Annotated in this window: 15 protein-coding genes and 1 pseudogene; 4 read left to right on the forward strand and 12 right to left on the reverse strand. The window is 53.4% G+C overall.

What is annotated here, in order from left to right; translation table 11 throughout:
- Positions 1-6 precede the first annotated feature (6 nt).
- From cydB to efeU, 9 genes are all read right to left on the reverse strand, one after another.
- On the reverse strand, positions 7-1161 hold the full coding sequence (gene cydB / locus ACTJI9_RS20925) for a cytochrome d ubiquinol oxidase subunit II (protein ID WP_440810673.1): 1155 nt from the start codon (positions 1159-1161) through the stop codon (positions 7-9).
- Positions 1162-1167: 6 nt separating this feature from the next.
- The gene (locus ACTJI9_RS20930) at positions 1168-2745 is read right to left on the reverse strand and encodes a cytochrome ubiquinol oxidase subunit I (protein WP_440810675.1); all 1578 of its coding nucleotides are present in this window, start codon (positions 2743-2745) and stop codon (positions 1168-1170) included.
- Between the two features lie 69 nt (positions 2746-2814).
- The gene (locus ACTJI9_RS20935) at positions 2815-4503 is read right to left on the reverse strand and encodes an amino acid ABC transporter ATP-binding/permease protein (protein ID WP_440810677.1); all 1689 of its coding nucleotides are present in this window, start codon (positions 4501-4503) and stop codon (positions 2815-2817) included.
- Positions 4500-6260 (reverse strand): thiol reductant ABC exporter subunit CydD, encoded by a 1761-nt coding sequence (cydD, locus tag ACTJI9_RS20940; protein WP_440810679.1) that lies wholly within the window; start codon positions 6258-6260, stop codon positions 4500-4502. Before cydD ends, ACTJI9_RS20935 begins: the two co-directional genes overlap by 4 nt.
- A 4-nt stretch (positions 6261-6264) precedes the next feature.
- Positions 6265-6837, reverse strand: a complete 573-nt coding sequence (locus tag ACTJI9_RS20945; RefSeq protein ID WP_115054105.1) for a GbsR/MarR family transcriptional regulator — start codon at positions 6835-6837, stop codon at positions 6265-6267.
- A 177-nt stretch (positions 6838-7014) separates the two neighbouring features.
- A complete protein-coding gene (gene efeO, locus ACTJI9_RS20950) occupies positions 7015-7842 on the reverse strand; it encodes an iron uptake system protein EfeO (RefSeq protein ID WP_440810681.1) in 828 nt (275 codons plus the stop codon).
- A 10-nt stretch (positions 7843-7852) separates the two neighbouring features.
- On the reverse strand, positions 7853-9148 hold the full coding sequence (gene efeB, locus ACTJI9_RS20955; RefSeq protein WP_440810683.1) for an iron uptake transporter deferrochelatase/peroxidase subunit: 1296 nt from the start codon (positions 9146-9148) through the stop codon (positions 7853-7855).
- Between the two features lie 6 nt (positions 9149-9154).
- Complete coding sequence (efeO, locus tag ACTJI9_RS20960) at positions 9155-10336, reverse strand: iron uptake system protein EfeO (RefSeq protein ID WP_307277759.1); 1182 nt, start codon at positions 10334-10336, stop codon at positions 9155-9157.
- Positions 10337-10352: 16 nt separating this feature from the next.
- Positions 10353-11192, reverse strand: a complete 840-nt coding sequence (gene efeU, locus ACTJI9_RS20965; protein WP_440810685.1) for an iron uptake transporter permease EfeU — start codon at positions 11190-11192, stop codon at positions 10353-10355.
- Positions 11193-11933: 741 nt separating this feature from the next.
- On the opposite strand from efeU, the pseudogene ACTJI9_RS20970 reads away from it, so the two are divergent.
- The 3 genes and pseudogenes from ACTJI9_RS20970 to ACTJI9_RS20980 all read left to right on the forward strand — a co-directional run.
- Positions 11934-12146, forward strand: a pseudogene (locus tag ACTJI9_RS20970) (hypothetical protein); the annotation flags it as partial.
- 240 nt (positions 12147-12386) lie between these two features.
- Positions 12387-12953: an ankyrin repeat domain-containing protein gene (locus tag ACTJI9_RS20975; RefSeq protein ID WP_440810702.1), complete on the forward strand. Its 567-nt coding sequence runs from the start codon at positions 12387-12389 to the stop codon at positions 12951-12953.
- 40 nt (positions 12954-12993) lie between these two features.
- Positions 12994-13518 carry a YHS domain-containing (seleno)protein gene (locus ACTJI9_RS20980; RefSeq protein ID WP_307277754.1) on the forward strand — a complete coding sequence of 175 codons (525 nt, stop codon included), beginning with the start codon at positions 12994-12996 and terminating at the stop codon, positions 13516-13518.
- A 21-nt stretch (positions 13519-13539) separates the two neighbouring features.
- On the opposite strand, the gene ACTJI9_RS20985 is transcribed toward ACTJI9_RS20980, so the two are convergent.
- From ACTJI9_RS20985 to ACTJI9_RS20995, 3 genes are all read right to left on the reverse strand, one after another.
- Positions 13540-15753: an adenylate/guanylate cyclase domain-containing protein gene (locus ACTJI9_RS20985; protein WP_440810688.1), complete on the reverse strand. Its 2214-nt coding sequence runs from the start codon at positions 15751-15753 to the stop codon at positions 13540-13542.
- A 1028-nt stretch (positions 15754-16781) separates the two neighbouring features.
- Positions 16782-17753, reverse strand: a complete 972-nt coding sequence (locus ACTJI9_RS20990; RefSeq protein ID WP_336442251.1) for a ketopantoate reductase family protein — start codon at positions 17751-17753, stop codon at positions 16782-16784.
- Positions 17754-17840: 87 nt separating this feature from the next.
- Complete coding sequence (locus ACTJI9_RS20995; RefSeq protein ID WP_307277748.1) at positions 17841-18245, reverse strand: host attachment family protein; 405 nt, start codon at positions 18243-18245, stop codon at positions 17841-17843.
- A gap of 430 nt (positions 18246-18675) precedes the next feature.
- Between ACTJI9_RS20995 and ACTJI9_RS21000 the strand changes: the two genes are divergently transcribed.
- Positions 18676-18856 (forward strand): DUF763 domain-containing protein (locus tag ACTJI9_RS21000; RefSeq protein WP_440810691.1); only part of this gene is annotated, 181 nt, incomplete at its 3' end.

The raw sequence follows: 18856 nt of genomic DNA on the forward strand, positions 1-18856 counted from the left end.
TCCTGATTAATAAGCATGTCCGCTTTTGTCGCCAATAGTTGCTTCATCCACCTTGCCCCAAAGAACCTTGTAGACCCAGCTCGTATAGGCAACAATCAAAGGAATGAAGATTGCCGACACGACCAGCATAATAAACAGTGTCAGGTGGCTTGATGAAGCATCCCAGACGGTGAGGCTCGATACCGGATCGAGTGATGATGGCAGGATGATCGGAAACATTGAAACGCCGACCGTTGCTATGATCGATGCCACAGACAGGCCGCTCAACAGTATCGTGGTGCCTTCACGCCTCGCCCTCAGGCCAAGAAATGCCGCCATTGCGCCGAAAGCCGCCAGAACAGGGACCGCCAAAAGCAATGGCTGGGCTCCGTAATTGGCGAACCATGCGCCTTGCTCGATCACGACCGTCTTCATCAGGGGGTTGGAAGGAGCAGCCTTGTCGAGAAGGCTTGTTATCCTGTACCCGTCAATGCCCAACCAGAGAAATAATCCTGCAAGAGCAAAAATTGCCACCGTCAAGGGTGCCGCGACCATTCCGACGCGCCGCGCCCTGTCTGCGACAGGTCCGGATGTTTTGATCATCAGCCACGCACTGCCATGCATGACGAGCATCGCTACGGAAAGGATACCGCATAAAAGTGCAAAGGGGTTGAGCAGGCCGAAGAATGATCCCTCATAGAATATCCGCAATTCACTGTTGAACCGGAAAGGGACGCCCTGAATGACGTTTCCTACCGCAACGCCAAAGATCAGCGCCGGCACAAAACCACCCACGAAAAGAGCCCAGTCCCATGCGGAGCGCCAGAGCGGGCTCTCCCTCTTGGAGCGATATTTGAACGCCACCGGCCTTATGATGAGTGCTGCAAGTATAACGAACATGGCGAGATAAAAGCCGGAAAAAGAGACGGCGTAGAGCGGAGGCCATGCAGCGAATATGACGCCGCCGCCCACGATCAGCCATACCTGATTGCCTTCCCAGATAGGGCCAATCGTATTGATCACAACCCGCCGCTCCATATCGTTTTTCGCAATGAAGGGGAGGAGCGTTCCAATCCCCAGGTCGAAACCATCAGTGACGGCAAACCCGATGAGAAGAGTTCCGAGCAGTACCCACCAGATGAGACGCAGCGTTTCATAGTCAAGAAGTTGATGCAGGATCATGATCGTCTACTCCGCTGGAACAATATGTGTGGAAATGAGGGCAGCTTCCGGCTCATGATCCGGATCAGGACCACCCTTGATAGCTTTCAACATCAAACCCATCTCGATGATGAAAAGCGCCGTGTAGATGACGACAAAGCCTGCAATCGTGATAAGCAAAGACTTGGCGCCGAGGTTGGAAACCGCAGCAGCGGTGGGCAATACACCCTCGATAATCCATGGCTGCCGTCCAAACTCTGCAACGATCCATCCAAGCTCCGCTGCGACCCAGGGCAGCGGAATCGAAAAGACCGCAATACGCAAAAGGAAAGGATAGGCATCAATCTTTCTGCGAACAGAAAGTATGAAAAAGGTGAAAGTCAGCAGAATGAAGAACATGCCAAGCCCGACCATTATACGGAATGACCAGAACAGCGTGGGTACATGTGGAACAGTATCCCAGGCGGCTTTCGCGATCTGCTCCTCAGAAGCCTCCCTCGGATCGTCGACATAACGCTTTAGCAGCAGCGCATAACCAAGATCGGCGCCGTTTGTTTCGAAAGCCTCGCGGACATCCGCGCCAACTATCGTGGTGCTGCCTACCTCACGAATCTTCTGAAGTGCATCATAGGCGATCATGCCTTTCCGGATTCTGACGTCCGCGTGTTGCACAAGCTCTTCTATGCCGGGAATGACCGTCGTCAGCGATCGCGTACCAATCAGACCCATTACCCATGGAATGTGGACTGCATAATGTGTCTCACGCGCTTCCTGGTCCGGAAAACCGAATGCCGTAAAGGCGGCCGGGGCGGGTTCTGTTTTCCACATGGCCTCGATTGAAGCCAGCTTCATTTTTTGGTGCTCTGTTGAAAGATATCCGCTTTCGTCCCCGAGAACGACAACCGAAAGAGCAGAGGCCAATCCAAATGACGCGGCGATTGTCATTGAGCGCTTGGCAAGCTCGACATGCCGCCCCTTCAGGATATACCACGCGGATACGCCCAGCACGAAGATTGAGGCTGTGACGTAGCCTGCGGAAACCGTATGCACAAACTTGGCCTGAGCAACGGGGTTGAACAAGACTTCAAAGAAATCAGTGACTTCCATGCGCATTGTCTGCGGGTTGAATGCCGAGCCTACAGGATTTTGCATCCAGCCATTGGCGATCAATATCCACAGTGCGGAGAAGTTGGATCCCGCGGCAACGGCCCAGGTGGCGGCCAGATGGCCCACCTTGGACAGCTTGTCCCAACCGAAGAAGAAAAGACCAACGAAGGTCGCTTCCAGAAAGAACGCCATCAGGCCTTCTATTGCCAGTGGTGCACCAAAAATATCGCCTACATAATGGCTGTAGTAGCTCCAATTCATGCCGAACTGGAATTCCATAACGATGCCCGTCGCCACGCCGATAGCGAAGTTAATTCCAAACAAGGTCCCCCAGAATTTGGTCATCTGTCGCCAAATCACACGGCCGGTCATCACATAAACCGTCTCCATGATTGCCAGCAGCACAGAAAGCCCCAGCGTTAGCGGTACGAACAGAAAGTGATAAAGAGCCGTGATCGCGAATTGCAGGCGCGAGAGCGCTACTATGTCGAGTTCCATTGCTTTGCGTCGGGTTATCCGACCCCCTGTTGATTGGCTCGCCTCATACGAGCCAATAGAAATAAGCGTCTAGTCAGGCCTCAAACCGTTGAGGATTGACTGGTATTCGGGTTCGCCCTTGCGACACGCCGCTTTAACGCGCCCATGTTCAAGAACCAGCAGTTGATCGGCCAGCATGGCCTCCCGCCTGATATGTGTTGCGATGACAACTGTCTTTTTCTTTATTTGACCGGCCAGGCGTTGCAGAACATCGCGGGCAGTTTCGCCGTCGATCCCTTCCGAAGGCTCGTCCAGCAGCCAGACAGGTGCGTTGCTTAACAAAAGCCGGGCCAATGCAAAGCGTCGGCCTTGTCCTCCAGAAAGGCCAATTCCGCCTTCGCCGAGCTTCGTGTCCAGTCCCTCGGGCAGCTTTGCAATCAACTCGGCTAATCCGGCAACCGATAAAACGTCCAGCAGATGCTGGTCGGTTGCGCCGGGAGCCGCCAAAAGCAGATTATCGCGCAGGCTATCTTGAAAAAGCTCCGTCCTTTGGATGAGCGATGCTGAGGCAATGCCCCTTGCAATACCGGTCGCAGCTTCGATTTCGCCCGCCAGCAATGCGAGCAATGTCGTTTTACCCGAACCGCTTGCACCAATGATGGCCACACGGTCACCGCGCTCAAGTGTCAGTGACACATTCTGCAAAGAGGGCAGGGCAGACCCGGGGTAGGTTACACAGGCCTCACGCAGTTCGACCGCCAAATTTTCCGCAGGAACCTGCAAGGGGAGAGGGGTAGCTGGAGCAACCAGGTCCGGTCCAAGTCTTCGTGCGGCAAGGACCGTTCTGCCGAGCTCGATAGCGCCACGTCTTAAAGCGGCAAAGGGCTCCAGCGCTGCAAGAGCAACCAGAATCCCCATCACCGCCACAGGGCCACTGATAGTTCCCAGGCTCGCCAGATAAGCAACGCCGTACAGGACAGCGCCGAGCAAAACGGCTGAGGCAATGCCGAAACCTGCGGCTACCTTGGTTTCGATAAGGTTCAGAGTGCCATCAGACAGAGCTAGCTGCGTGTCTGCAGTAAGAGCCGAGTTTTTAAAAGCTGATAATTGCCCTGCCATAACCAGTTCGGTTTGGCCCGCCACCACATCAATCGTGCGCGAACGAAGCGCTTCAAGCCTGTAAGCGCGGCGACGCGCTGGCACGATACTCCCGCGCGCTGCAAGAACAGGAATTCCCAATCCTGTTGCAAGGAGCCAAGCCGCCACCGCGGGACCCAGCAATGGATGCATCCCGCCAAATACGATGGCAACGGCCAAAGCCGTGCAGAGCGCTACTGCCATTGGAACCAATATCCGCAGATACAGGGAATCCAGCGCATCAATATCGGCTGTCAGCCGAAACAATAGTCGGGAAGGTTGAAGTGCCAATCTGTTTGCTGCGCCAGGTTGGGCGGTGTTCCTGAAGAGCCGTTCACGCAACGCTGCAAGCACACCCAACGTTGCCTCGTGCGTTGTTAACCGCTCGCCGTAGCGGGCAGCAGTTCTGGCAAGCGACAGAAACCTTATGGCCGCCGCAGGAGCGAACACGTCAAAAACGAGGGCCGTTGCTACCGAGGTACCGGCAATTGCCGTCGCTGTAATGAACCAGCCAGACACGCCCAGCAAAGCAATGCCTGCAAAGACAGTACCCGCCGCAAGCAGAGCGCCAGCCAGGAGCATTACGCGTCGTTCGGCAAAAAAGAGACCGATAACAGGTTTAAACACACGCCAGAGGGTCATGGATGTTCCTCCCGGCAGGTCTTATTTCCAATGATGATTGTCCTGCCCATGCGCGCGGCCAGCACCGGGTCATGTGTCGCGACGATCAAGGTTTTTCCGGCAGCTGCCGCTAGTAAACCATTTGCGATTTCATCTGCTGTTGCTTTGTCGAGATGTGCAGTCGGCTCATCCGCAAGGATTAGGCCAGCGTCGCGGTCAATGGCCATGCGGGCCAGAGCAAGCCGCCGGATCTCGCCCCCGGACAAGCCTGAGCCACCCTCGCCAAGATAATTGTGGCGTTGCGCATTGGCGACTTTGTGCAAGGAAGAGACATGCAATGCATCGTCAATATCATCTTTGGTCAAGCCGCGGCGGTGCAAGCATAGATTGTCGGAGATTGTACTTGCGAAAATATGCGGCGTTTGCCCCATCCAGCCTATGCGCGCGCGCAAGATCCCGCTGGTGTTTGCATCAAGCACCGTATCACCGATCCTGATTGTTCCTGCCGTGACAGGTGCTAATCCTGCAATCAATGCCAGCAGGGTAGATTTGCCCGCGCCACTTGGACCCAGTAGTGCGATATGCTCGCCAGGGTGCACTTCAAGATTGAGGCCATCAAATAGCGGAGAATGTGATCCTGCATGGCTAAATGACAGGTTTTCTACCGTTAGCGCCACAGGCGCTCCCGACCATCTCACCGCCTGCAACTGCGTAGAATTATCCGTAATGGGCAAACCCGTCACTGAGAGGCTGTCCAGTGCATCGATTGCGGCCTCTCCAGCGGCTCGGTCGTGCCAGACTGCTGACAACTCACGCAGCGGTTCGAAAAAGGCTGGTGCCAGCAAGAGTATAAAAAGGCCTTCGCCAAGACCAAGGCGGTGGCCCCAGGCGCCGAATTCAAGCTGTCCAAGAAAATGAAAACCAACATAGACGGCGACCATGGCAACACCCAATGCCGCAAAAAGCTCAAGAACGGCCGAGGACAGGAATGCGATGCGCAGAACTGCCATCGTTCGCGTTCTAAGCTCATCCGCATTGGCACGCAGTCTTTGAGCTGTGAAATCAACTGCACCGAGCGAGCGTATCGTCGCAAGACCACGCAATCGGTCTAACAGGAATGCGTTAAGATCGCCCATTTCGGCCAGATGCCGCTCGCTTGCCGCCTTTGCACGCCATCCGATCAGAGCCATGAAAATCGGGATCAATGGCGCCGCCATCAACAAAACCAGCCCTGCAACCCAGGACAGTGGAAAGATGCAGATCAGGATAACCAAGGGCATGATTGTGGCCTTCATCCTTGCAGGGCGGAAACGGGCAAGATAGGGCAAAATGGCGTCCGCCTGTTCGGCGATGACGCTGGCTGCGAGGCCAGATGCTGGCTTCTCGATGTCGAGGGGAGAGCGCTGGGACAATGCCAGGATTGCTTGCCTTCTTTTTTCCGACAATGTTTCCCGTGCCTTGCGGAAGGTCACTCTTGCGCCGAAAGCATCCAGCAGTGCTCGTAATACGCCTACAATGATTATAGCTGTGACGATCCAGTGAATTTCCGCCATGCTGCCGGCGATGATGATCGTTGCACCTTTAGCCAGCAGGGCGGCCTGCGGTAGCCAAAGCAGCGATGCCAGTACCTGCATAATGGCAGCACCGCGTTCATTCTGAGAATTCTTCTTTACACAGATCCGAGCCTCGCCATCAACGGGGTTGGGGCGCACTGACGCATCGGTGTCTGCCAACCCTTCTCTGGTAAGCGCTATGGTGGATGGGTGCAAAGAGCTCATACTCTCAGCCCTTGTCGTTGGTACGTTTTGACCGGCCAAGAGAAACGATCTTGTCCTTGGCTTCCAGAAGCTTTGTGACCTTTGCGCCAAGCGTCAGCAGTGTTGCGAGACGATCCGTTTCAAGTTGCTTGACGTCTTCATACCAGGTTGTCAGCTGCTCGATCAGGCTATGCATTTCTCCCATGCGCACTTGTGCGTGGCGCTCAGCATCGCTTGCGGGTTTCTGCATGAGGATTTCACGCAAAACCGACAAGGTCGGGTCAACTTCACGCTTCTTTCGCTCTTCGGCAAGCGTCCTCAAAATCTGCCAGACATCATCGGGCGTCGTGAAAAAATCGCGCCTGTCATCTGGAAGATGCTTGAGCAACACCAAATTCCAGGCTTGCAGTTCACGCAGGCTCATAGAAACATTGGAGCGGGAAATACCAAGGGATTCAACGATTTGCTCGGCATTCAGCGGCTCGGGCGAGACGTAAAGCAGGGCGTAGATTTGACCCACGGTCCGGTTGATACCCCACCGACTGCCCATTTCCCCAAAATGAAGCACAAAAGATTGGACAAGGGGCGGCAGGTTCATCATGTTTTCGTCTCATCAGTTATTTCAGTAATTACTGAAATAACGATACTACATGAAAACTCCTTCTTCAACGCCACTCGTCAAGGTGCGACGATTGTGCTCCTCTACCCGTTAAAACAAAAAAAGCCCGGCCAGATCACTTGATCTGGCCGGGCTTCAAATTGACGATGTGATGACTTAGTTTAGACCAAGCTTGCCACGCAATGTGGAAAGGTCTTCTGCAAGCGTGTTAACTGCCGCTGCCAGCACGGCACGGTCATCGTCAGTCAGCTTGTCATAAAGCTCATAACCATCACCTTTTTTGTACTTTGCAAGCGTGACATCAACCTTGTCGAAATTGCCTGAAACCTTGGTGATGAACTCACCATCGCTTTTCTCGATCAAAGGCCGCACGAGATCGAAGATCTTGCGCGAACCATCGAAATTCGCCTTGAAATCCCAAAGGTCAGTGTGGCTGTAACGATCTTCTTCGCCGGAAATCTTGGTGGCTGCAACTTCTTCCATAAGGGCTGCAGCGCCGCCCACGACCTTTTCGGGTGGCAGCGTCAGCTCAGTAATGCGCTTGTTGAGCTCTGTCACATCTGCCATCAGCTTCTCGGCAAAAGGAGCCAGATCCTTTGTGGTGTTTTCGGAAAACAGACCGTATTCGATACGGTGGAAGCCCGTGAATTCGGGATCCTTTTCCGCTTTCTCATGGTCGTCTGCGCGAGAATCGATTGATCCGTCAAGATCGCTGAAAAGTTCTGCGATCGGTTCGATTGCTTCATAGCTCATACGCGTCGGAGCAAAGAGCGACTTGGCCTTGTCAACATCTCCAGCCTTTACCGCATCGGTAAATGCCTTGGTATCCGCGACCAGCTTTTCCAAATTTTCTGATACATAGATCTTGTAGTCGGCAATTGGGCCAACCAGATCGAGTGGAGCAACTTCGGCTGACGCTACGCGCGGCAGGAATGCAGCTGTGATCGCAAAGAGGCTTGCAGAGAGAGTTATCTTCAACTTCATCGTGAGTTCCTTAGGATTTGATGCGGGTCATCTGATGGCCCGATGCTTCAAGAAGTGTCCGGCCTACGAAGTCGTCCTCGTTCGCTGGGCCGGGCAGTGTAAAAAAGAAACCGCCACCAATCGGTTTGATATATTCTTCGAGTGGCTCACCATCGAGCTGTCGCTGAACGGTGATGAAGCCCTTCTCAAGGTCGGCCTGGTAGCAGATGAAAAGCAGGCCCTGTTCAAGCTGGCCTGATTTGCTCACGCCGTTTGAATAGTTGAACGGGCGGCGCAAAATGCGATTCTCGTCAGATGTTTTTGTGCGTTTATTGGCCAATCTGATATGGGCATCCAGCGCGGTGACTTTGCCTTCCGGATCATTTGAGTAGTCCGGAAAGTCAAATTCCGCGATGCCACCGAAGGGCGCTCCACTGGCTTTTTTTCGTCCGATAATTGCTTCCTGCTCGGCCAGCGGCGTCCTGTCCCAGCGCTCAACGAAATTGCGTATGATCCGCACCACCTGATAAGTACCCGCCTGGGCCCATGAAGGCTCGTCGCTTTGGCGCACCCATACGAGTTGGTCCATGAGCGCAGCATCATTGCCATCGGGATTTGCGGTTCCATCGCGGAATCCCAGAAAATTTCGCGCCGTTTCGTGAGTGCCATCGGCTTTTGGCGGAAGAACCGGAACCGAGCCCTCCTGCTTCCACCGCAGGACCATCAGATCCGGCAAATTCTTCAAAATATCCCGCAGGGCGTGAATGTTTGTGTCCGGTGTATTTGCGCATATCTGCAAGCTCAGATCGCCGTGACATAAATCAGCGTCGAGAGCATCGTTGCGCGACGCTTTCATGCGCGAGAGCTGCTTTGGCTTATGGTTTATGAGCCAATCACGCTGATCAAAGAACGAAGAGCCCAAGGACACGGTGATCGTCAAATTATCCGGCGGGATAACCGGGCCCAGAATACCTGAATCCGACGGCGGCAGTTTGTCGTCAAACTCTGGCGGCCTGCCGCCTTTCATCAGAAAGTCGATGCGCTGTGATAGTGTTCTGAACAGCCGTTCAAGTTCTTCAGGCGTTTTGGCGAGAACGTGAAAAGATGCAATCATTCCTGCTGCGGGCCGCGGGGTGACAATACCGGCTTGATGGACGCCGTAAAACGATTGACGTTCCTGCGTCTTGTCGCTGACAGGAGCGTCGGTAACCTGTTCACCCTGCTTTTGTGCGGCGCTGGCAGCTGTTAATCCTGCAACCACGGCGGTACCCGCGCCAAATAGCACGCTGCGGCGCGTTGTCGTAAATTTATCAATATCCTTGCCCATCTCAAATTACTCCAAACCAACTGCAATATTCAGTTTGCCGATAGCATCGGCCAGAGCCCTGATCTTCTGCGCCAGCAAGTCCCGACTTTCTTTTGTAACTTTGTCATAGGACGGGTAGCCATCAGCGCCGCGCAAGGCGGCCAATGTCGTGTTGGCCTCGGCGAGCCGGGTTTCAATATCAGTCACGACTGCCGGCGCTGCCTGAATTGCAACCGGCTTCAAAAGCGCCATCATGCGCGAAGTTCCCGCCAGATTGCCTTCAAAATCGACCAGATCGGTTTGGGAGTAATGGTCCTCGCCATTGGCTATTTTCGTATCGGCGATTGAGCCCATAAGACGGGCGGCACCCTTGGCTATTTGCTCCGGTGGAATGCGCAAACCACGCACCCGGTCTTTTAGCGCCGTGACATCAGCCAGTAATTTGGCTGAAACCGGTGCCAGCCCATCAAGGCTATTGGAAGCGTAAAGAGCATATTCGATCCGGTGAAAGCCGGTAAATGCCGGATCCTTTTCGCGCTTTTCCAGATAATCGGCAATGGGGTCAATGGCGTTATGCAAATCGGCAAACAGATCGGCCATGGGCTCTATCTGCTTGTAAGGAATCCGCGCTTTTTGATAAAGCACGCGCGCCTGATCGAGATCACCCGATTGAATTGCAGCGTCCAATGCGGTTGTCGCCTTTACCAGATTGTTTGTCTGGGACATCAAAAACACCTGAAACTCGGCAAGTGCACCAACAAAAGAGACGAGGGGAGGGCGCGCTGCTTCTGCCTCGGATTCTGCTGATGGCGTGACGTGCAATGTCCCGCGCGGACTGCTGAGAAGCCCGCAGGTGATTTCATAATCCCCGGCCTTCAGCTTTGCCTGCATCGTTTGCGTAAAGCCTGGAAGGATATTCTCGCGCTCTTCCAGAACCATAACGCCATCAAGGATCTCCCACTCAAGCGCACGGTCGGAATTATTGATTATCTTGAACGTGGAACGGCCAGCAGGAACGGTGATGGCGTTAGGGTCACAAGCACCATCTTTAATCGTGACGACGACTGCATTGTCAGACGCCCCTGACTTCATGTTCTTTGACGCAAAATAGAAAGCGCCAGCTCCCGCGACCGCCAGAATTGCAGCACCGGCAACGGCCAGTTTCATCAGTTTCGAGGAGGGAGCGGAAGGGCCGGTATTGCGCGTCATTCGCTGGTTCTTTCAATCAACGGGAAAATTTTGGCGATGCTGAAGGCGCGGGAGCACTTGCAGGGCGCAGGAAGAAGAAAAGGCTGATTAACAGAAAACCTATATAGACAATCGCTTCGCCAAATGTCGGAGCATCCTGATAACCGAATATGCCTGACAGCAAAGTGCCAAGCGGACTGGCAACCGGCAAAACACCGCTGAAATCGAAAAGAACCGTCTGAAAACTGTTCCAGACCCCGGCCTCATGGAAATGACGCAGTGACCCTGATAGGATGCCCGCAGCGACGATAATGATGAAAATTCCGGTCCAGTAGAAGAACCGGCGAAGATTGAGGCGGATACCGCCAGCATATATTCCGTAACCGATGACAATCGAGACGAGAATGCCTAACAATGCGCCAAGCGAAGCATCATTACTTGTGCTCTGCTGGAATATTGCGAGCAGGAAAAATACCGATTCCAGGCCTTCACGGGCCACAGCAAAGAATACCATGGCAATCAAGGCGGTGGTCTGGCCTGATGAATGCGCGAGCGCATTGTCGATGGACGCGTGAAGCTCGGACTTGATCGACCGCGCGGCCTTGCGCATCCAAAATACCATGGACAGCAATACGACAGCTGCAATAACGCCGACAATCGCCTCAAAGAACTCTTGTGCCTTTTGGGGGAACTCGGCGCTTACCAGCTGAAGACCCGCGCCGACAAAAAGCGAGAGTGCAACCGCGAGAAATATACCAACCCATACCGCAGGCATCCAGGCGCCACGTCCGGTCTGTTTTAGATAACTTGCAACAATCCCGACGATCAAAGCCGCCTCGATACCTTCGCGTAGCATTATCAGAAATGGAACGAGCATTAAATAACCTCAGCGCCTCATGCCTGTCTCATCCAGATGACAAGCAAAGCCGTCGGAGTCATAGACCGCCGCGAAAAACGAAGCAATAACAATATATTAGAAGAATTCTAATATATTGTTGGATCAAAATTCATCAATCTTTTCCATATGTTGACTGATTTTATCAGAATTCCATCAATGACTATTCCGTGTCCTCGCCCTGACCTGGACGCAAGCAGGGGGATGGTCGGGAGCTACGAAGTCGCCGTACGCCATCAAGAAACGGCGCCGCGAATTGTCGTTTGACGAATTTGATGAGATTATCGCGCGCTGGTATGAGCGCCCTGCCAGGCAGTCTCAGGATAGGAAAAATTTCGAGGAGATCGCCGAAAGGATTCGACCATATCGCGACCAAGCACATACTGTGGACGAAGCCTTGCAGATCGCTGCGCGGGACGATCGATCGGCTTTCGGTAAAGAGAGCTCGAGGCCGCTTTCAAGAGATCGATGGGCGGGTGTCTTCATGCTTCGACAAGCCTCGGCTCTGGAGCGACCTGAAGTAGAGCAAAACAGGCTTAGGGCACCGTCCGAATGCCGATGATATCGTCATGTTCAGACGCGACCCAGGAATTCGAGAAAGCGAGCGCCGGACAGCGCCGCTGCCTCGCCCTCATAGCCCGCGAGCGCATTGTCAGCGAACAGGTGCCAATCGCCGGGGCAAAGGAAGAGTTCCGCGCCGAGTACATTGTTAGCAATTTCCCCGTCAAAGGCGTCGATGGTCGGACCGTTACCGTGACCTATCATGGCCAGGAAAAGAAGATCGCCATTCCGGACGGCTGCCGTGACCATTGCTGAGGCAACCAAGACGATCTTGTTCCCGGTGCCGTCGTCTTCATTGCGGCCGAAATGGCTGCGACCGGCCCGGTCGCCCATCAGGTGGTCGTCGGCAAAAATGGCGTGCTTCCTCCCATGTGAGCCACGTCTTTGCCGGTCGGACCCGCCGCCTACGGGTTCGACCGGCGACAGCGACCACCTCTGTTTCGGGGGGGCGGCGATGGGCATGGTGTCCAGGTAAACAAAAGTAGTTGGATCATTAATCAGATATCTTAGATTGCTCTGATTGTGGGGGAAATGCCGCTGTGATAATGTATTTTGCTCTTGAACGAAGAACCGCAGCGAAAGTGAGATTGTGCGGTGAATGTTTTCTTGCCCATAATGCTGGTTCTCATGGGTACTTCGTCCACCGTCGCTGGCCCATTGCACGACGCGGCCAAGAACGGGGATTTGAAGCTTGCAAGGCAGCTTCTGGAGCAAGGAACGAACCCAACCGATTTTGATAGCTCGGGTGAACCGGCGCTGCTGATCGCATCGCTCGCAGGACACGCAGATATTGTTGCGTTTCTTCTTGATAAGGGTGTCAGTGTTGAAAGTCGCAACAAGGGAGGGCTGACGGCATTGCATGCTGCGGCATATGCAGGAAACCTTGACGTCGTAAAATTGCTTGTGTCGAAAAAAGCTCCGGTGAATGACGATAAGAATTTCTACCATATGTCACCATTGCACGCCGCGGCTGAAGAAGGACACGCGGAGGTTGTAGCGTTCCTGCTGGCCAACAAGGCCGATATCGAGGCGAAGGAACGCAACGGCTATACGCCGGTTACCCAAGCCGGTTGGCGGTCGCATTGGGAAGCGGCAGACTTGCTGCTTAAAGCTGGAGCGGTATGCCAGGCGGCCGACATCGTCGGAGAACCGCTTTATAACGAGTGCCTGAAGCGAAAATGATCTTTCACGACAGGTGCCGCCCGGTAAAGGAGGATTCATTATGATTGGTAACAAACACAAAGGTGGCGTCTGGGCCGCGGTGATCCTAGGAGCGGCGTGCGCACTGGTTTCATTGTCCTCGGCGGTTGACGCAGATGAGCCTATCAATACTGGCTATTTCGGAGATGTGGCGATCAAGGGATACGATCCCGTCGCATACTTCACTCAAAACAAGGCAATGCAGGGAACGCCGGAATATTCCTATCGATGGCTTGGAGCCAACTGGCAATTCACCAGTGCGGAAAATCGCGATCTTTTTATCGCCGAGCCAACCAAATATGCCCCTCAATATGGGGGGTATTGCGCTGATGGTGTCTCATTTGGAACCGTTACCACAAACATTGACCCCAAAGCTTGGCGCATCATCGAAGGCAAACTTTATCTCAGTTACGATCCGGGAGCGGCTGACGGGTTTGAAAAAATACCAGCCAAACTTGCTGACTCGAAAAAGCACTGGTCCGAGGTTGAACACATGCTGGCTTCGGAAAAAACCGGGAAGAACTGGCGTGAGACACCGCCAAACTAATCACGACCGACCGCCCGTCAGTCAGGGTGTAACCGAGAACGACATTACCGCTCGCGGGGTGACATGAATAAATGGCTTGTCTTGTTCCCACTCTTTTGAGGTGTTGCGGTAGACATAGCCGCAAACCATGCGATCTAGAAAATAGCCCGTAAATTGTTCGCAGAGGCGATCATCCCGGATTTCCACGGTGCCCGTAATGCTCGTATTGGCGCTGCGATAGGCAGTGCCTCCACTCTTGTCAAAATATTGGATAAATTCAGTCCCGTTCCTGTGCTTTCCGGTCCAGGTTTTGTTGTTCGTCAGCTCGCGTAGTTCTGCTCCACGGATTTGATCGGCAGGATTCCCTTGAAAATCGAAAGGCCATTGCGGAATGCCAGCTGCTCTGAGGCCTGACAGGTGGTAGCGTAGATCGCTGTCACGCCAATAATCATATAGATAGGTGTAGTAGGTCAAATTGCTATCGGGAAAGATTGCCAGCAATTGCTTTGCTTCTTGCTCAGCTTGCTGTTTTTCGTTTGCATAGGCAAAGGCCGCTGCCAGATATTCCCGAGCGGGCTCGACCTTTGGAAGGGCGGATCGTGCTGCTTCTATCAGTGGTATCGCGCGTGCATTTTCCCGTGTGGTGTAGAAGACTATGCCAGCCAGCAGCTGCAAGTTTGGTGGCGGTGTTGGATCTAGCCGCAATGCCTTGTCCATCTCAATGATCGCCTGCTTTGAATCGCCAAAGTACGCCAGGATCAAAGCAAGATTTGCAACGATCTCCGCGTCGTTCGGTTGGGCCGCGACTGCTCTGTAAGCGGAATCCTTCGCTTCCACGGCGCGGCCGTCTACCAGTTGCAGCAGGGCGAGGACCGTTTGAGCACGCGCATTGTTGGGATCAATCTTCAAGGCTTGTCCTGCCGCGTCATAGGCTACTTTGCGCGCAACAGCTCCTGACCATAAGTAATTATAGTCGTTACGCCATACATCAACGGCGACGCGGGCAATACCCGCATGAGCACTGGCGAAGTCTGGATCAAGATCAATTGCCTTTTGGTAGTATGCCAAGGTTCGACGAAAGGACTGAACGTCGCCGTAGAAAAAACCCTCCTGCTCAGCTCTCAAGAAATAATCATAAGCCTCCAGATTATCCGTGGGGATACGTGCCAGCTGCTCGCGTTCATTCTTGCTGAGCTTGACCTCAAGCGCTGAGATAATCTTGCCAATTACGTCATCTTGGACCGCAAACAAATCCATATATTGCCGGTCATACCGCTCCGCCCAGAGGGATAATCCCGTTAGCGCGTCTATCAATTTCACGTTGATCCGCAGGCGCGTATCGGCTCGTTGCAACGTTCCTTCGAGCACAAAATGCACGCCCAGTTCTGCTGCAACGTCCTGAATCGATGAATCCTTGTTTCGTACTGCAAAAACGGAATGGCGGGCAATTACAAAAAGGCCGGATACTTTGGAAAGTTCGGTAATGAGATCATCGGTTAGACCGGCTGCAAGATGGTCATGTTCCGTCGCACCACTCACATTAATAAAGGGTAGCACTGCTACCGACGGCTTTTCTGGCAGAGGATAGGCAAAGCGCCCAGGCGATGCCGGCAGGAAAGTTGCGCCTATCTGCCACCAAACTCCTGCAGCGGCTAATAAAACGAACACGATCAAGCCAAGGGCTTTGCGGGGCGGCCAACGGCGCGGTGGCGGAACTGGTTTGGCATTGATTCTGGCTGCCGGATCGGCGACAACACGATAGACTCGAATGGGATCGGCGATGTTCTTCACCATCCGCTCGCCTAAGGAAATGTAACCCAATGCGAGTTTTGATTTCACCTGGTCATAAGCAGAACCGGAGATCGCAATGCCGCCGGGCTCTGCCAAACCCTGAATCCTGTCCGCAAGGTTTACACCATCGCCCTGTATATCCTCGCCTTCAACAATGATGTCCCCAAGATTGATGCCAATGCGGAACACCAACTGTTGCTCCGGCAACGCACCGGAGTTGCGTTCGGCCTTCTTCTTCTGGATATCCACTGCGCAACGCAAAGCATCAACCACGCTTTGAAACTCAATCAAGAGGCCGTCACCTAAGGTCTTCACCAATCTGCCCCGATGGTGAGCGATGGATGGATCGAATATATCTGTCATGTCGAGTTGGAAACGTGCGCGCGTGCCTTCTTCGTCAATCTGGCTCAACCGGCTGTAGCCAACGACGTCTGCGATTAATATGGCTGCAAGACGGCGCTTCATTGCCGCTCCCGCACGGTGCGTGTTAGTTTCACCCGGACACTACAGCATCGCGTCTATCTCTGTCACGGTGCAAGGCATATTTGCCATCCAATTGACTAGAATAGACACTGAAACGTCCAGGCATGGAGTGCAACGCTGCTCGTGGCACAACAATTGCGCCTTAAATGCTCTCGGAACAATCTACTGACAGCAAATCGGTGAGAACTTGTCCAGCGTATTGCCGCGCGGATTTGCATGGAGGATTTCTCGACTTGGGACGCTAGCTAGTGGCTGGACGCCAGTCGGAGCATTCCGATTATCCGTTCCGCCTCAGCGCCAGGGATGTTATCCGTTTCGACCAGCGGGAGCCGGTGGCTACTATTTCGTAGGCCGCTGATGTTCGACATTCGATCACTCTCTCCGAAGGAGTCATTCCATCGCAAGCGGTCATTGGAGCAGTGTGATGGAAATCATGACTTTGCTACAGGGGGCGGCAGGCGGCGTTTAACGGAGGTCCCCTTGATAACAAGCGGTCTTTCATGTTGAGGTTTGGCTGCAACGATTTCCAATCGGGCATCGGCCTCGTTGGAGGGTATAAAAAACTTCTCTTCATTAAATTCGCAACCATATAGGTCGCCCGATCGTTGGTGTCCCATTCCTCCATTAAGCGGTGGTTCTGCGGCTGGCTGGCACCATCCTTCAGAGCCTTCATGGACAGTCTTTTCGACAATGCAGACAGGCATGGCTATGGCACTGGCATCGCACGGGTTTGACGCCGCTCATCGGGCAACTAAACTATTAACGCGCTGCACGCACGACCAGACATCAACGGGGAGGCTGAAGTGGCTTTCCCTGTGAGATTGTGGAGATCTTCCAGGACGGCGCTTTGGTAGCGTCGTTCATCCGACGTCCTGATCACTATGGCCTTGTGCCATCAATCTTCCATTCTGACCGCAACTACGGCGAGGGGCGACCCGCAGCACAGATCTGATGCCAAGCCTCGTGTCAGATCTTAGCGGAACAAAAAACACGTTTTGGCTCGATGAGCATCAGCCTTGCCTAGCTGTACGATTTTGGAGCAGACTTGTAATTTCTGACGATTTTGGCGCTAGTCGACCATCAGCAAGCTTTTCAGAGAGGTGGCAGAGAGCAGAGTTATATGGAGTTTCTATGTTATGAAGACGCCCGAGAAGTACGATTTCGCCGTTGAGATAGCTTGTTTCCAGAGAACCCGTACCTCTTACTACACTTTGCAGGGTGGACGACCCTATCCGATCTCTTCCCGGAATGGCCGTCATGATCATTTGGTTGCGAGCCTCCGCTTCCGACTTGTCCCAGTCAATACCCGCGGCAGTCAGAACGCCTTCTGCTTCGGCGCGGACTTTTCGATACAAGTCGGCTTGTTGCTGTTTATCGCTGAAAGCAGTTTCGATGATATTTTCCAGGTTGGCGAGCAGTTTGCGATACTTGCTGTTCATCACATCACTTCTTGCATTTGCCACGAACCCGCATGAATTCAGAACCTCACATAAATGCTCTACTGCTGCATCGACGCCCGCCGGGTAGCGGCCGATATCGAAGATTCCGATTTTGGGAATGCAATAGGCTGCTACTTCACCTGGCCTCTCGAAATCAGCCGGAAGCATGACAGTAACGCCATAGACATTCCTGAAAAACCGCAACGCAGTTCGTTCATTGGCTACGCCGTTCTGAAAACAGAATATCGGCTGCTCGACCACACCGGCAGCCTTGAGCTGAAACAGCGCTTGTGCGGTATCCTGTCCTTTCATTGCCAGCAATATCATGTCGTCATTATTAAATATAATTTCCTTTGGATCTGCATAGACGGGGAAGGTCGTTGTTTCGGTCCCCTGCGGTGACAGCAGTGTAAGGCCGGATCGTCTTACAGCTTGAAGTTGTGTCCCTCTGGCGATTGCAACAACCGAATGTCCAGCCAGGCCAAGCTTTGCGGCCACAACTCCACCGATTGCTCCCAGTCCAAAGACGATAATTCGCATCATTAATCCCTCGGTTTAGCGAAAGCCGGCGCTGCTCTCAATATTGGACGAAACCACTGGAGCAGGAGCTCCAGTGGTTTCAGAAATCGGTTAAGCTGCCGCGATAGATTTCTCGATATCTTGGATCGAATGTCCGGTCAGATCTTTTGCAATCTCGCCAACTAAGATTGCTTCCAATTCCTTATGATAGTGCTTTCGCAACTCTCCCAGCGCCTTGGGAGCCGCGATCACCACCAAGCCGGTAATCTTACCGTTGAGCACCCGTCGGTTTAAGACGTCGGCAATTCCTCCCACGAAATTATCCTCGTCAGCCTGACCTTGGTCAGGATTCGCCGAACTGCTTTTGCGTCCTCCGCTTGCGTTGTTGCTCTCGGTATCAACATCGGTGTCAGGAAGTGCTTTCAGAGTCGGTTCGGTGTTATCACTTATGTTCTGAAAAAGGTTGAATTTTTCGCCATCCGCAACTGCAACAGTTGCCCCTTTTGGAATCTGCATGCTTTAATTCTCCACGTTATGCCCCGTTAATTTGGAAGAGGGCAAACTAGAAACCTTGGCACAATTGCCTAGCCTCTATAGGGTAACGCCCTAGCGGAATATTCGATGCAGTAAGGACTGACAGATCAATCTCCTTGGAGAGGCATTAGCTCGATTAATGCTATAGCGAACTACTAAGCTTGTGGATCATAAGTTTACTCCTTCTTTCGTCAGGTCACGTTGTCAGTTGGGTGCAGGCACCATCCGCCGAGTGACAAGATGTCCCTCCCGGACAGAACCCATCAGCCAGCCTTCGGCACTAATCCAAGCTGACTTTGGCGCTTCATATCCAGGCAACCGCTACGCAGTTGTGTTTTGGGACCAGTGTCACCACATTCCGTCTTGGAATATTTAGTAGGCCGAACATTTGAACGAAGGGTAAAAACAACCGATGGCAAGACGAGCTGGCAGTGCGGATTTACCGCTGCACGGAGGACGGGTTCCCCGCTGGCTGGGCGATCGGATGACTAAGCTCGGAGCACTCATGTGCGAAGCGATCATTCACCATTACGGCCGGGATGAACTTTTACGTCGGCTTTCTCACCCATTCTGGTTTCAGTCCTTTGGTGCAG

Source organism: Phyllobacterium sp. 22552, assembly GCF_052044585.1.
Taxonomy (GTDB): domain Bacteria; phylum Pseudomonadota; class Alphaproteobacteria; order Rhizobiales; family Rhizobiaceae; genus Phyllobacterium; species Phyllobacterium ifriqiyense.